At 45.0% G+C, this 14199-nt stretch carries 16 protein-coding genes and 1 other annotated feature; all 16 genes read left to right on the top strand.

The annotated features are described in order from the left end of the window. Positions 1-185: 185 nt before the first annotated feature. The 16 genes from RG959_RS02735 (at position 186) to rpmA (ending at position 14070) form a co-directional block, all read left to right on the top strand. A complete protein-coding gene (locus RG959_RS02735; protein WP_342795842.1) occupies positions 186-2828 on the top strand; it encodes a valine--tRNA ligase in 2643 nt (880 codons plus the stop codon). Positions 2829-2890: 62 nt separating this feature from the next. Further along, positions 2891-4180: a bifunctional folylpolyglutamate synthase/dihydrofolate synthase gene (locus tag RG959_RS02730; protein ID WP_342795841.1), complete on the top strand. Its 1290-nt coding sequence runs from the start codon at positions 2891-2893 to the stop codon at positions 4178-4180. Between the two features lie 388 nt (positions 4181-4568). Further along, the gene (locus tag RG959_RS02725; protein WP_342795840.1) at positions 4569-5315 is read left to right on the top strand and encodes a prepilin peptidase; all 747 of its coding nucleotides are present in this window, start codon (positions 4569-4571) and stop codon (positions 5313-5315) included. A 125-nt stretch (positions 5316-5440) separates the two neighbouring features. Continuing rightward, positions 5441-6034: a hypothetical protein gene (locus RG959_RS02720; RefSeq protein ID WP_342795839.1), complete on the top strand. Its 594-nt coding sequence runs from the start codon at positions 5441-5443 to the stop codon at positions 6032-6034. A 110-nt stretch (positions 6035-6144) separates the two neighbouring features. Then, positions 6145-6729, top strand: coding sequence for a Maf family protein (locus RG959_RS02715; RefSeq protein WP_342795838.1), 585 nt, complete (start codon positions 6145-6147; stop codon positions 6727-6729). Positions 6730-6747: 18 nt separating this feature from the next. Beyond that, positions 6748-7455, top strand: coding sequence for a RadC family protein (gene radC / locus RG959_RS02710; RefSeq protein ID WP_342795837.1), 708 nt, complete (start codon positions 6748-6750; stop codon positions 7453-7455). 136 nt (positions 7456-7591) lie between these two features. Further along, the gene (locus RG959_RS02705) at positions 7592-8602 is read left to right on the top strand and encodes a rod shape-determining protein (RefSeq protein WP_315694900.1); all 1011 of its coding nucleotides are present in this window, start codon (positions 7592-7594) and stop codon (positions 8600-8602) included. 103 nt (positions 8603-8705) lie between these two features. Then, a complete protein-coding gene (gene mreC, locus RG959_RS02700) occupies positions 8706-9599 on the top strand; it encodes a rod shape-determining protein MreC (RefSeq protein WP_342795836.1) in 894 nt (297 codons plus the stop codon). Then, positions 9596-10108 (top strand): rod shape-determining protein MreD, encoded by a 513-nt coding sequence (gene mreD / locus RG959_RS02695; protein WP_251269564.1) that lies wholly within the window; start codon positions 9596-9598, stop codon positions 10106-10108. Before mreC ends, mreD begins: the two co-directional genes overlap by 4 nt. A 66-nt stretch (positions 10109-10174) precedes the next feature. After that, entirely contained in the window at positions 10175-10852 is a 678-nt protein-coding gene (gene minC / locus RG959_RS02690; protein WP_315694906.1) for a septum site-determining protein MinC, read from the top strand. Next, on the top strand, positions 10853-11659 hold the full coding sequence (gene minD / locus RG959_RS02685) for a septum site-determining protein MinD (RefSeq protein WP_309089662.1): 807 nt from the start codon (positions 10853-10855) through the stop codon (positions 11657-11659). Positions 11660-11729: 70 nt separating this feature from the next. Beyond that, positions 11730-12167 carry a hypothetical protein gene (locus tag RG959_RS02680; RefSeq protein ID WP_342795835.1) on the top strand — a complete coding sequence of 146 codons (438 nt, stop codon included), beginning with the start codon at positions 11730-11732 and terminating at the stop codon, positions 12165-12167. Beyond that, positions 12160-12981, top strand: a complete 822-nt coding sequence (locus RG959_RS02675) for a site-2 protease family protein (protein ID WP_342795834.1) — start codon at positions 12160-12162, stop codon at positions 12979-12981. Before RG959_RS02680 ends, RG959_RS02675 begins: the two co-directional genes overlap by 8 nt. A gap of 47 nt (positions 12982-13028) precedes the next feature. Then, positions 13029-13103 (top strand) — a sequence feature (ribosomal protein L21 leader region). A 12-nt stretch (positions 13104-13115) separates the two neighbouring features. Continuing rightward, entirely contained in the window at positions 13116-13424 is a 309-nt protein-coding gene (rplU, locus tag RG959_RS02670) for a 50S ribosomal protein L21 (protein WP_251269559.1), read from the top strand. A gap of 12 nt (positions 13425-13436) precedes the next feature. Beyond that, positions 13437-13769, top strand: coding sequence for a ribosomal-processing cysteine protease Prp (locus RG959_RS02665; protein WP_342795833.1), 333 nt, complete (start codon positions 13437-13439; stop codon positions 13767-13769). A gap of 16 nt (positions 13770-13785) precedes the next feature. After that, positions 13786-14070 (top strand): 50S ribosomal protein L27, encoded by a 285-nt coding sequence (gene rpmA, locus RG959_RS02660; protein WP_309089865.1) that lies wholly within the window; start codon positions 13786-13788, stop codon positions 14068-14070. Positions 14071-14199 lie beyond the last annotated feature (129 nt).

Below are 14199 nucleotides of genomic sequence, written 5' to 3'. Positions count from 1 at the left end.
CCGCAAGCAGCCTCTTCGTCCTTTTCAGACGGCGGGGCTTTTTTTTATGATGTCCAAGCTCCAGGCGCCATCAGCAAGGGCATAAGCCGGTTCCTTCAGGAGGCCTAAAACGTCTCTGTGGGGGGTGTCTTAAGCTTGCCGCTGAAAAACGTGCGCCTTGCGCTTTTTTACAAGGAGGAAAAACAATGTCACAACAAGAAACAACGATGCCGACAAAATATGATCCACAGGCGATCGAGAAAGGCCGATACGACTGGTGGACAACCGGCAAATTTTTCGAAGCAAAAAACGATGAATCCAAAACCCCTTATACGATTGTTATTCCGCCCCCGAATGTTACAGGGAAGCTTCATCTTGGGCATGCATGGGATACAACACTGCAGGATATTTTAACGCGCATGAAGCGCATGCAGGGCTTTGACGTTCTATGGCTTCCAGGAATGGACCATGCCGGTATCGCGACACAGGCAAAGGTAGAACAGAAGTTAAAAGAAGAAGGCAAGACCCGCTATGACCTTGGCCGTGAGAAATTCCTTGAAGAATCATGGAAATGGAAAGAAGAATACGCCGGGCATATCCGTGCCCAGTGGGCAAAGCTTGGTCTTGGCCTTGATTACAGCCGGGAACGCTTTACGCTGGATGAAGGGTTGTCAAAAGCCGTTCGTGAAGTATTCGTAAAGCTGTATGAAAAAGGGCTCATCTACCGTGGTGAGTACATTATCAACTGGGATCCGTCTACTAAAACGGCGCTGTCAGATATTGAAGTTATCTATAAAGATGTACAAGGTGCTTTTTATCATATGAAATATCCGCTTGAGGACGGATCGGGCTCTATTGAAGTTGCCACAACACGCCCGGAGACGATGCTTGGTGATACGGCCGTAGCGGTTCATCCGGAAGATGAGCGTTACAAACATTTAATCGGCAAAAATGTTGTCCTGCCAATTGTCGGCCGGGTAATTCCAATTATCGCTGATGAGTATGTAGATCCAGAATTCGGAAGCGGTGTTGTGAAAATTACGCCAGCGCATGATCCGAACGATTTTGAAGTCGGAAACCGTCATGATCTTCCGCGTATCCTTGTGATGAATGAAGACGGAACAATGAACAAAGAAGCCGGTACATACAGCGGCATGGACCGTTTTGAATGCCGCAAGCAGATTGTCAAAGATCTTCAGGAACAAGGTGTCCTATTTAAGATTGAAGACCATTTACATTCAGTCGGCCATTCGGAAAGAAGCGGCGCTGTTGTCGAGCCGTATTTGTCTACCCAGTGGTTTGTTAAGATGGGTCCTTTGGCTGAACAAGCCGTTGAGCTTCAAAAAAACGAAAACAAAGTAAACTTTGTACCGGATCGTTTTGAAAAAACATACCTGCATTGGATGGAGAACATCCGTGACTGGTGTATTTCCCGTCAGCTTTGGTGGGGGCACCGCATTCCAGCCTGGTACCATAAAGAAACAGGTGAAGTTTATGTAGGGCAGGAAGCGCCTCAGGATGCAGAAAACTGGGAGCAGGATACCGACGTACTCGATACATGGTTCTCATCAGCTCTGTGGCCGTTTTCAACGCTGGGCTGGCCAGATGTAAATTCTACTGAATTCAAGCGCTATTACCCGACCGCAGCCCTTGTAACGGGGTATGATATTATTTTCTTCTGGGTATCCCGAATGATTTTCCAGGGGCTTGAATTTACAGGTGAACGTCCGTTTGAAGATGTTTTAATCCATGGTCTTGTACGCGACGCAGAAGGACGCAAAATGTCGAAGTCTCTTGGCAACGGTGTGGACCCGATGGAAGTCATTGACCAGTACGGTGCCGATTCACTTCGCTACTTCCTTGCAACGGGAAGCTCGCCTGGACAGGACTTGCGCTATACAACCGAGAAAGTAGAAGCAACATGGAACTTTGCCAATAAAATTTGGAATGCGTCTCGATTCGCCCTGATGAATATGGGCGGCATGACATATGATCAAATTGATTTGACGGGCAAAAAATCAGTTGCAGATGAATGGATTTTAACACGCTTAAATGAAACGATTGAAAGTGTGACACACTTATCGGATAAATACGAGTTCGGGGAAGTCGGCCGGACGCTGTATAACTTTATTTGGGACGATTTCTGTGACTGGTATATTGAAATGGCGAAACTGCCGCTTTACGGGGAAGATGAACAGGCGAAGCAAATGACCCGTTCGGTTCTTGCTTATGTGCTCGACAACACAATGCGTCTTCTGCATCCGTTTATGCCGTTTATTACCGAAGAAATTTGGCAGAACCTGCCGCACGAAGGAGAAACGATTGTCGAAGCATCATGGCCAACAGCAGATGATTCTTTAACAAACAAAGAAGCAGCAGCCAATATGAAGCTGCTCGTTGATATTATCCGTGCTGTCCGCAACATTCGTTCAGAAGTGAACACGCCGATGAGCAAGAAAGTACCGCTTGTTTTAAAAGCAAAAGACGAAGCAGTTCTTTCTACTTTAACAGAAAACCGCTACTACATTGAGCGATTCTGTAACCCGGATGAGCTTGTGATTGATGTAAACCCGGCAGTGCCTGAAAAAGCGATGACAGCTGTTGTAACGGGAGCCGAGCTCTTTATGCCGCTTGCAGGTCTATTAAATATTGATGAAGAAATTGCCCGTCTTGAAAAAGAAAAAGCAAAATGGCAGTCTGAAGTAGACCGCGTACTGAAAAAGCTGTCTAATGAGCGGTTTATCTCAAAAGCACCGCAAAAAGTCGTTGATGAAGAGCGTGGGAAAGAAGCGGATTACCGTGAAAAACTCGCTGCTGTTGAAGCACGCATCGAAGATTTAAAGAATTAATCGAGAAGACGAACCCGCCTCAAGGCGGTTCGTCTTTTTCGTACATAAGGAGAAGAAATGGCATGAATACGTACGAAGAAGCACTTGCCTGGATTCATGGACGTCTGCGCGTAGGCATTAAGCCGGGTCTGATGCGGATGGAATATATGATGGAACGGCTTGATCATCCCGAGCGCCGCCTGCGTGCAGTCCATATTGGCGGAACAAATGGAAAAGGCTCGACTACCGCTATGCTGCGGTCGATTTTAACGGAAGCCGGCTTTGAAACAGGGACGTTTACATCACCTTACATTGAACAATTCAATGAGCGGATCAGCGTTAATGGGACGCCTATTTTAGATGAAGAGATTACGGCTTTGGCAGTGAAAATTAAAACGATTGCAGATGAAATGGAAAAGCTGGAAATGGGCGGGCCGAGTGAATTTGAAATCATTACGGCTATGGCTTTTTATTATTTTGCTTATATGCATCCGGTTGACCTTGTTTTATTTGAAGTCGGTCTTGGCGGCCGCCTGGATTCAACAAACATTGTTCATCCGCTGCTATCGGTGATCACCACGGTTGGCATGGATCACCTTCAATTCCTTGGTGACACGCTGGAAGAAATTGCGCGGGAAAAAGCAGGCATTATTAAAAGCGGTGTGCCCGTTGTAACAGCGGTTCATCAGCCGGAAGCTCTTGTTGTGATTGCCGAGACGGCAAAGCAAAAACGTTCAGCACTCTACCAATACGGCCGGGATTTCACGGGCAGATGGACCGCTTCAACGGAAAAAGGAGAACAATTTGACTTCACGTCTCTTTACAGCAGCCGTCCTGCCCTTGAAACGGGACTTGCCGGTCTGCACCAGGTGCAAAACGCAGCGACAGCCGTGATGGCAGCTGACTTTTTACGCGTATTTTACTCTTTTTTAATCGAAGAGCACCATATTGAGCAAGGGCTCCAAAAAGCTGTATGGCCGGGCCGGTTTGAAACACTCTCAGACGATCCGCTGATTATTGCAGACGGCGCTCATAATGAAGAAGGGGTAGAAGCACTTGTGCGGACAGCCGGCCAGCGTTTTCCGAATAAAAATATAACGGTCCTGTTTGCAGCGATGAAGGATAAACCACTTGATGGAATGATTACACGTTTAGATCAAATGGCAGATCAGCTGTACCTGACTTCGTTTGACTTTCCAAGAGCCGCAGGCGCAAAAGAGTATGCACCATTTCAAAGCGCATCAGTTATATTTGATCCAGATTATGTGAGGGTTATTCGAGACTTCCAGCAAAATTCTGCGGTTCAAGATATTCTTATTGTCACGGGCTCTCTTTATTTTATTTCTATGATAAAACAAGAACTAACCATTTAAATGGTTAGTTCAAAGTGGAAAAAAGGAGCAAAAGGATTATTTGCTCACTAATTTACATCGTTTTAATGTCCTCCAAAAGATATTACTATTAGTGTTATTGTCTTCTTTTCTTTTTCTGGATTAAAGACCAAATGTATAAGTTCTTTAGATAGAGAGAGGGAAATGGTAAATATATGGGTGGAAATACGCCATTTCTACATTTCATAACCAGAAAAATTTAAAGTATAGTGAGCATAAAGTAAAAGAAGTGGAGGAAGAACATTAGAATGATTAGGTTAATCAAATACAAACAAGATAAGAATTTTATGTATCCGGTCACTTTTCAGAAGAAGGCCAACAGATCAAAAATTTACAATAAGTCTATGCATGTTTCTAATGATCAAGTTTAATGACGAATTCTTTGGCGATTTTTCTATATGGACTTGTTTTCAGTTCGTTTTATAATGTGATAGGGATGCGTGTTCCGGCCGGAAAGTCAATTCTTTACCCGCCAAGCACATGCACTCACTGTCAGTATCGCTTAACTTTTGCTGACTTATTGCCTCTTATATCCTATATCCTGTTAAGAGGCAGGTGTAGAAAGTGTAAAAAGAGTATTTCTCCTCTTTATTTTATAATGGAGCTTGTTACACCACTGCTTTTTGTATTTGCATATCAAACTTTTGGCTGGTCGTTATCTTTTTTATACGCCTTTCTGCTTATTTCGTTACTTAGTATTCTTATTGTTTCAGATCTTGTTTATATGCTTATTCCAAATAAACTCTTACTGGTTTTTGGAAGTATCATATTTCCTATATGGCTTATTAAGCCTCTAGAATCTTGGGGAAACTCTTTATTAGCCGCTTTCTTCACTTTTGGTGTATTAGCAGTATTTGCTATGTTATCAAAGGGAGGAATTGGCGGAGGAGATATTAAATTGTTTGCGCTGCTTGGATTTATATTAGGGTTTAAATTGATTCTACTAGCTTTTTTCCTTGCTTGTTTCTTTGGAGCCGTCATAAGTCTTATTCTTTTATTTTTTGGAATAATAAAAAGAAAAGAACCTGTCCCTTTCGCTCCATTTATTTCGATGGGTACATTGCTAGCTTATTTTAAAGGTAATATATTTATTGATTGGTACTTAAGTTTCTTTTGAAAAACAGGTGTAAAGAAACGTATCTAGTGATCATCTTGTCTATTAAAAATTATAAGGACAGAATAATATTTATTCTGTTCTTTTTGCTTTCTATAAGCCGTATGTTTAAGAGAGGAGGGATAAACATGGAAGAACCGGACTGGACACGCCGGGATGGAGAAGTATTAATTTGGCAGCTTCCCGGTGAAGAAACGGTGCTGCCGAAGCCGAAAAAAAAGCCTGCTTTAAAAGCAGGGACAGGAATTTTAATTATTTTTGCTGCTCTTTTAACAGGCAGTGTATTTGGGCTGTTAATGATGAGCGCGGTTCCGGATCAAAAATCAGCCAAACAAGTGCAGGCATCGGGTACGCCTTCTGAGCAAGCGGCGCCGTCAGCAGAGGAGCCGGCCGAAAAAGTAACAGCCGCTTCCGAAAAAAACATTTCGCTGTTTGTTCTTCAAGGAGGGCTTTATTCTACAAAATCGGCGGCAGACGAAGCAGCTGCTGCCTCAGAAGAGCGAGCTGCTGTTCTTTCATCAGAGAAGCAATACAGCATGATCTACGGTGTTTTTTTCTCCAAACCCGAAGCAGATCAAGCCGAGCAGCAATTAGAAGCGGGCGGAACAGCCGCTTATGTAAAAGAAACGAAAGTCACTGTTTCAAGCGAAGAAGAAAAAGTGTTGAAAAAAGCGGCAGAGGATCAGCAGCTAGAAGAAGCCGCCTCGATTCTGTCGCCCTAGCCTGCCTCCATCCGGCGGGTTTTTATTGTTTGCCGGTACGTTGTTTGATATGATAAACGCGTAACTCCCAATGACTCTTTATATCCGACCAAAAGGAAAGGTGATCCTCTTTGACCCACATTATTTTGGCTTCATCATCGCCCCGCAGAAAAGAATTGCTTGCTCAAGTAAACATTCCTTTTACCGTTCATGCGGCCAATACGGACGAAACCATCGCACCTGGAACGCATCCGGCTCAGGCAGTTGAGCAGCTTGCTCTTCGAAAAGCAGAAGCTGTTTTGGCTGAATATCCGGATAAAGTAGTGATCGGTGCGGATACCGTTGTGTCTGTTGACGATCGTATTCTTGGAAAGCCGGAAACCGAGCAGGAGGCGATGGACATGCTTTGTAGGCTTTCCGGCCGTCACCATGCCGTTTATACCGGTGTTGCCATTCTCTCGAGAAATGAAAGAGTGGTCTTTCATGAAAAAACCGACGTTGAATTTTGGGAACTGACAAAAGCGGAGATGGCGGCTTATATCAAGACAGGCGACCCGTTTGATAAAGCAGGCAGCTATGGAATTCAAACAGCCGGCGCGCTTTTTGTTAAAGCGATTCACGGTGATTATTTTAATGTAGTGGGACTGCCGGTTTCCTCACTTCACCGCCGCTTGAATCAATTGGGCCTTCTTGAGGACGGGCCGGTCCGCGATTGAAAGAAGGGAAGAATCCAAATGACCCATGATAAAACAATCCCGTCTCAGCCGCTGATGATACGGGATGTTCCGCCGCACGACCGCCCGCGTGAAAGAATGATTGCGAGCGGTCCTCACAGTTTATCCAACCATGAACTCCTCGCTATTTTACTTCGTACCGGTTCAAAAGAAGAATCGGTTCTGCAGCTGTCCAATCGCATTTTAATCTACTTTGAAGGCCTTCGCCTGCTCAAGGATGCCTCACTTGAAGAAATTACATCCATCAAAGGAATAGGAAGCGCCAAAGCGATTCAGCTGATGGCGGCCGTTGAAATAGGGCGGCGTATAGAACGCTTAAAGTATGATGAGCGTTTTACCATCCGCTCTCCGGAAGATGCCGCTAATTATATGATGGAAGAAATGCGCTTCTTAAGCCAGGAGCATTTTGTCGCACTTTACTTAAACACAAAAAACCAGGTGATGCACAAACAAACCCTGTTTATTGGCAGCTTAAATGCTTCGATTGTCCATCCGCGCGAGGTCTTTAAAGAAGCATTCCGCCGCTCCGCTGCGTCGATTGTCTGCCTGCATAATCATCCATCGGGCGACCCGTCCCCGAGCCGTGAAGACATCGATGTAACTAAACGGCTGGTGGAGTGCGGAAAAATATTAGGCATTGATATCCTCGACCATTTGATTATAGGTGAGAAGAAATATGTGAGTTTGAAAGAAAAAGGTTATTTATAACGCTATGCTTTTTTTTTTCGTTCCGCTATAATATAAGTTATGGTTTTTGAGAAGCTTTTCACACATTTTGAAACAGCCATATCTAGTGAAATGATCACGATAAAAAGGGTCTATTGAGGAAAGGGAGATACACTACATGTTTGGAATTGGGAGCCGTGACCTTGGCATCGACCTTGGAACAGCGAATACACTTGTTTATGCAAAAGGAAAAGGTGTTATTGTACGGGAGCCATCTGTTGTTGCATTGCAGACAGATACAAAACAGATCGTGGCAGTTGGAAATGATGCACGCAACATGATCGGCCGGACACCGGGTAATATCATTGCCACTCGCCCGATGAAAGACGGTGTTATTGCCGACTATGAAACAACAGCCACGATGATTAAGTACTACATTAAGCAGGCGACAAAAGGTGCAAGCGGCTTCCTATCAAGCAAGCCGTATGTAATGGTTTGTGTGCCATCTGGTATTACAGCCGTTGAACGCCGCGCGGTAATTGATGCGACACGCCAGGCGGGGGCACGTGATGCTTATCCGATTGAAGAGCCGTTTGCAGCAGCCATCGGGGCCAATCTTCCTGTATGGGAACCAACGGGAAGCATGGTAGTAGATATCGGCGGCGGTACGACAGAAGTCGCGATTATTTCGCTTGGCGGTATCGTGACAAGCGAATCACTTCGGATTGCCGGTGATGAAATGGATGATGCGATTATTGCGTATATCCGTAAGCAGTACAATTTGCTGATCGGAGACCGGACAGCAGAAATGATTAAAATGGAGGTCGGGTCAGCCGGCGATGCGGAAGGCATTCCAAACTTGGAAATCCGCGGCCGTGATTTGTTGACAGGATTGCCGAAAACGATTGAAATTACCGCACAAGAAATAGCAGATGCGCTAAAAGACACAGTTTACGCCATTGTAGAAACGGTAAAAGGCACCTTGGAAAAAACGCCTCCGGAATTAGCGGCCGATATTATGGACCGCGGTATTGTACTAACAGGCGGCGGTGCGCTGCTGCGCAATTTAGACAAGGTGATCAGCAAGGAAACCAATATGCCAGTTATTATTGCCGAAAATCCACTTGACTGTGTTGCAGTAGGAACGGGTCTTGCATTGGATCACATTCATCTGTTTAAAAACAAATAATCCTTGACGATGAGGCCGGTTCTCCGCGCGTCTTAACCGGTTTTCCGGTGCGCGTTGAACCAGCCTCACCGTTTTGAATGCTTAGAAAACTGAGGTGGAATTCATGCCGCACTTTTTAACAAACAAGCGGTTGATTATATTGCTCGGCAGTATTATTCTTCTTGTTGCTATGATTGGTTTTTCCATGCGGGAACGGGAGAACATCACTTGGCCGGAAAAATTTATTAAAGACGTAACAGGTTTCGGGCAGAATATTATGTCGAAGCCTGCGGGTGCTGTGGAGTCTTTTTTTGACGATGTAAGCAGGTTGCGCCATACATATGAAGAAAATGAAAAGCTTCGCACTCACTTGGAAGAGCTTGCCCAGCTGGAAAGTGACGTGGCGCGTCTTGAAAAAGATAATGCCGAACTCCGTAAAGTGCTTGAGAAAGAAGACAGCCTGGCTGATTACGAGCCCGTGCAGGCAACGGTCATTGCCCGCAATCCTGACCGCTGGTATGAGTTGATTACCATCGATCAAGGAGAATCAAATGGGATTGAGCCGGATATGGCAGTGATGACAGCGAGCGGCTTGGTTGGAAAAGTACAGAGTACGTCAAAGTTCACGTCTACTGTGCAGCTTTTGTCGGCTCACGATTCAAACAACCGCGTTTCGGCGCTTGTCCAAGGCGACAAAACCGTTTATGGGCTTATTGAAGGATATGATGAAGAAAAACAAATGCTTCAATTAACGAAGATTCCATCCGATGCGAAAGTAAAAAAAGGACAAGCTGTCACAACATCCGGCCTTGGCGGCGTTTTCCCGAAAGGCCTGGTGATTGGAAAGGTATCGGAGCTTGTTCCGGATGAATTTGGTTTAACGCAGACAGCACTTGTCAAACCGGCCGCAAGCTTTTACGATTTGGAACACGTTATGGTGTCCAAGCGTAAAATGACAAAAGTACTGCCTGAAGAAGAAGACCGCCAGCAGGTAGTGGTTGAGGAGGAAGGAATGTGAAAAAAGCGCTCCTTCCTCTTTTAATGACCGCCCTGTTTTATAGTGATAGTGTGTTTATGATCTTTTTTTCAGAACAGGCCTTTGACGGGGCTTACATGCCGGTTCCGCGTTTTTTTATCATTGGCCTTTTGTTTATGTCTGTTTTCTTTGACAGGAATACAGCTATAAAATATGGCTTTTTCTTCGGCTTTTTATTTGATATGTTTTATACAGGGCTTCTAGGCGCCTATTTCTTTTTCCTGCCGCTTATCGTTTACATAACATCCATGCTGACGAAATGGCTTCATGGTACACTGCCTGTTTTTCTCGTTATCGTGTTGTTTGATATTGCCCTGCTTGAATTGGTCATGTACGGATTAAATGTGCTCGTACAGCGGACAACCTTTTCATTTGAGCAATTCACCTATATGCGGCTTTTGGCAACGCTTGTGTTAAATGCTCTTTTTTACATTCTGTTTGCCATCCCGCTTCGAGGTGCTTTTTTGAAATTGAAAAAAGTGTTCGATTAAGAGAGAAAAAAGGAATATCGGATAGCGCTGTCGAATATTGAGACGTACAGAGGTGGGATACTTTCTATGAAACAAAGTCAAAATGTCGTCATTAAAGGGACGAAAGACGGCCTGACTCTTCAGTTAAGTGATAAATGTTCCTATAATGAATTAATAGAGGAATTAACCGAAAAATTAGATGCCGTTACAAAAGACGGCGAAAATGCACTCATTACAGTCACGGTTCAAACAGGGAACCGATATTTGACTGAAGAAGAAAAAGAAGAACTGCGTCAGCTGATCAGGCAGCGCCGTCATCTAGTTGTCGAAGACATCAAGTCCAACGTGCTGACAATTGACGAAGCTATACAATGGAAAGAAGAAAATGAAATTGTTTCATATACAGGCCGTATCCGTTCCGGTCAGGTGCTGGAAGTGCCAGGAGATTTACTGCTGATTGGGGATGTAAATCCTGGCGGTGCTGTGATGGCAGGAGGAAGCATTTTTATCATGGGGGCGCTGAAAGGCATGGCGCACGCGGGCTGCTATGGAAATGACAATGCGGTGATTGCCGCCGGAAAAATGATGCCGTCCCAGCTGCGGATCAGCAGTCATTTAACCCGTTCACCAGACCGATATGATGAAGAAGACATTACAGAATCGGAATGCGCGTTTATTAATGAAGCACAACAATTGGTGATTGATCGGCTGCAAGTATTGAAATATTTGCGTCCTGATTTATCGACGTTTAAAGGGGGCTTTTAAGTGGGGGAAGCAATTGTCATTACTTCTGGAAAAGGCGGAGTCGGCAAAACAACAACGACCGCCAATCTCGGCACAGCGCTTGCGCTGCAGGAGAAAAAAGTATGTCTCGTTGACACAGATATCGGTCTTCGTAACCTGGATGTAGTCATGGGACTTGAAAATCGGATTATTTATGACCTTGTTGACGTAGTGGAGGAGCGATGCAAAACGCATCAGGCTCTTGTAAAGGACAAGCGTTTTAATGATCTCCTCTATTTGCTGCCGGCTGCCCAAACGACCGATAAGTCTGCTGTTACGCCTGAGCAAATGAAAAAATTGGTCGATGAATTAAAACAAGATTACGATTATATTTTAATTGACTGCCCCGCTGGAATTGAGCAGGGATATAAAAACGCTGTAGCCGGTGCAGATCGCGCCATTGTCGTGACTACACCGGAAAAATCATCCGTCCGGGATGCAGACCGTGTAATCGGTCTTTTGGAAAAAGAAGAAGGCATGGCACCGCCAAAGCTTGTGGTAAACCGGATCCGCAATCATATGGTCAAAGAAGGTGACATGCTGGATGTGGATGAAGTAGCTGCTCATTTGTCGATTGAGCTGATCGGGATTGTAGCAGATGATGACGAGGTCATTAAATCGTCTCATAACGGAGAGCCGGTTGCACATAATCCGAACAACCGTGCTTCAATCGCATATCGGAACATCGCCCGCCGTATACTCGGCGAGTCGGTTCCGCTTCAGCCGCTTGAGCAGGAAAAGGATACGTTTTTCACGAAGTTCAAACGATTTATTGGCATGAGCCGATAAAAAAGCCGCTTTTTTAAAGCGGCTTTTTTTCTTTAGACGGCATATACATAAGCAGGCGGGAGGGATTCTGATGATCAAGAAAGTCCTCGTTTCTGTTTGCTTATTTGCGGCTGTGTATGTTAATCAGCATACCTCCTTTGTGCAAACCATCTTTACCCGTGACTTTTCGTTTGCCGTTTTTTCGACCGCATATGAGGAACAATTCGGTCCTTTATTGCCGGCTATGCATCAAACAAATAACAGGCAGACTTTCGTTGCCAGCACAAACAGCCTGCTCGCCGCGGAACAAAACGGCGTAGTAGTACGGGTTGGCGCTGAATATATCGTCATTCAGCAGGAAGATGGTTCAGAAATGGAGGTGAAGGGACTGCGTCCTCATTCGTATCGTCTTTTTGAACGCATTAAACAAGGAGAGCCGGTTGGAGCCGCTTCTGGAAAATCGGTTGAATTCATCGAACGAAAAAACGGCCAGATTCTTTCTTCCAGAAAAGTGAATGTAAATGAATAAGGTATCCATTCATCCGATCACCTGGCTGTTTGGGGCTGTTGCTGCTGCTACAGGTCTTTTTTTAGAGGGGCTTTGTGTCGCCCTCATTCTGTTTGTTCATGAAATGGGGCATGCCGCCGCCGCTAAAGCAGCAGGCTGGCGCATCACCAAAGTGGAATTCCTGCCCTTTGGCGGAAAGCTTGAAACGGATGAGCATGCGGGACGGCCGCTTGTCGAAGAATGGATCGTTGTTATCTCCGGTCCTTTTATGCATGTCCCTATGCTTGCGGCAAGCATGCTTATGCAAAAAGCCGGCTGGATCAGTACAGATGTATCGCAATTGCTGTTTCAATTAAATGCTTTTATTTTTTTATTTAATCTGCTTCCGGTCCTGCCGCTTGATGGTGGGAAAATGGTTCAGCTCCTTCTATGTACACTTCATCCTTACTACAAAGCGTACAAGCAGTCGATCTTTTTTTCATTTGCGTCGCTTGCTTTGCTGATGGGGGCAGCCGTTGTTCTGCTTCCCTTTTACGTCCAGCTCGTTTTAACGGCTTCCTACGTCGCAGTCCAGCTTCTTGTTATGTGGAAAGAAAAAGAAGTAATGTTTATCCGATTTTTAACGGCCCGCTATTATGAGCCGGTTTCATTGCGCCTGCTTGATCTGCCTGTATTGAAATCAGACCGCCTGCTTTACACGGTCAGAAGGTTTAAACGGAACCGGGCGCACACGCTTAAAGTGAAAGGCGGCAGGGATATGACAGAAGAACAATTGCTTCAATCCTTTTTTGCCGGAAAAAAATACATCCGGGAAGTTGATGAAAATATGGATTGACACTTCTTTTAAAAGATGATAGAATTCATATGTTATTGTTTGTAGCACCCGTGCTACAACCGCGCACAGCAGGTTTTAAGTATCGATCGATCACCTGTTAAGTGGCGAGTCTGAGTAAACAGGGAGGTGCAGAAATGTACGCAATTATTGAAACAGGCGGCAAGCAGGTTAAAGTTGAAGAAGGTCAAGCAATCTACATCGAAAAATTGAACGCACAAGATGGTGACACTGTCACTTTTGATAAAGTTCTTTTCGTTGGTGGCAACGACGTGAAAGTCGGCAGCCCAGTCGTAGAAGGCGCAACTGTAACGGCGAAGGTTGAAAAGCAAGGACGCGCGAAGAAAATCATCGTTTTCAAATTCAAAGCGAAGAAAAACTACCGCAAAAAGCAAGGACACCGTCAGCCTTACACGAAAGTAGTCATTGAAAAAATCAACGCATAAGGCGATGATGCAATGATCTATGTAGATGTGAACAAAAACGAGGCCGGGCTCATTCAGTCATTTACGATGAAGGGACATGCTGGCTTTGATGAAAGCGGCAAAGATCTTGTCTGCGCCGGTGCATCAGCTGTTTCGTTCGGCGCTATTAATGCAGTACAGGCATTGACCGGTATCACACCTCATATCGAACTGGGGGAAGATGGCGGCCTGCTTTACTGCAAGGTGCCGGACGAACTGCCTGAAGACAAGCGCAGCCAGATTCAGCTTCTGCTCGAAGGCATGGTCGTTTCACTGCAGACGATTGAAGAAGGGCACGGACAGTATATTAAGATAAATTTTCTATAGGAGGTGAAATCACATGTTGTTGAAATTGGATCTTCAATTTTTCGCATCCAAAAAAGGGGTAGGTTCTACAAAGAACGGACGTGACTCTGAAGCAAAACGCCTTGGCGCTAAACGTGCTGACGGTCAATTCGTTACAGGTGGTTCAATCCTTTACCGTCAACGCGGTACAAAAGTTCACCCAGGTGAAAACGTTGGCCGTGGCGGCGATGATACATTGTTTGCGAAAACAGACGGTATCGTTCGTTTCGAGCGCGTTGGACGCGATCGTAAAAAAGTAAGTGTTTATCCTGCTGCTCAATAATTGGATGAACGAATGGAGGCGTTCTGAAAGTCAACCTTTCGGAGCGCCTCTATTTTTTTGTGTGCAGGCTTTGAGGTTTTCCCGTTCAATTGGGACATTTTTCTGCTATACTAAAAAAGAATGTGTGAA

The sequence above is a fragment of the Domibacillus sp. 8LH genome (genome assembly GCF_038806185.1).
Classification (GTDB): domain Bacteria; phylum Bacillota; class Bacilli; order Bacillales; family Domibacillaceae; genus Domibacillus; species Domibacillus indicus_A.
Note: the sequence above shows the minus strand (reverse complement) of the source record. Positions and strands in the feature narration are given on the sequence as shown.

What these genes read in the sequence shown, in the direction of transcription:
- RG959_RS02735 (WP_342795842.1), top strand. Translation starts at nt 186, where the DNA reads ATGTCACAACAAGAAACAACGATGCCGACAAAATATGATCCACAGGCG.
- RG959_RS02730 (WP_342795841.1), top strand. Translation starts at nt 2,891, where the DNA reads ATGAATACGTACGAAGAAGCACTTGCCTGGATTCATGGACGTCTGCGC.
- RG959_RS02725 (WP_342795840.1), top strand. Translation starts at nt 4,569, where the DNA reads ATGACGAATTCTTTGGCGATTTTTCTATATGGACTTGTTTTCAGTTCG.
- RG959_RS02720 (WP_342795839.1), top strand. Translation starts at nt 5,441, where the DNA reads ATGGAAGAACCGGACTGGACACGCCGGGATGGAGAAGTATTAATTTGG.
- radC (WP_342795837.1), top strand. Translation starts at nt 6,748, where the DNA reads ATGACCCATGATAAAACAATCCCGTCTCAGCCGCTGATGATACGGGAT.
- RG959_RS02705 (WP_315694900.1), top strand. Translation starts at nt 7,592, where the DNA reads ATGTTTGGAATTGGGAGCCGTGACCTTGGCATCGACCTTGGAACAGCG.
- mreC (WP_342795836.1), top strand. Translation starts at nt 8,706, where the DNA reads ATGCCGCACTTTTTAACAAACAAGCGGTTGATTATATTGCTCGGCAGT.
- minC (WP_315694906.1), top strand. Translation starts at nt 10,175, where the DNA reads ATGAAACAAAGTCAAAATGTCGTCATTAAAGGGACGAAAGACGGCCTG.
- RG959_RS02680 (WP_342795835.1), top strand. Translation starts at nt 11,730, where the DNA reads ATGATCAAGAAAGTCCTCGTTTCTGTTTGCTTATTTGCGGCTGTGTAT.
- RG959_RS02675 (WP_342795834.1), top strand. Translation starts at nt 12,160, where the DNA reads ATGAATAAGGTATCCATTCATCCGATCACCTGGCTGTTTGGGGCTGTT.
- rplU (WP_251269559.1), top strand. Translation starts at nt 13,116, where the DNA reads ATGTACGCAATTATTGAAACAGGCGGCAAGCAGGTTAAAGTTGAAGAA.
- RG959_RS02665 (WP_342795833.1), top strand. Translation starts at nt 13,437, where the DNA reads ATGATCTATGTAGATGTGAACAAAAACGAGGCCGGGCTCATTCAGTCA.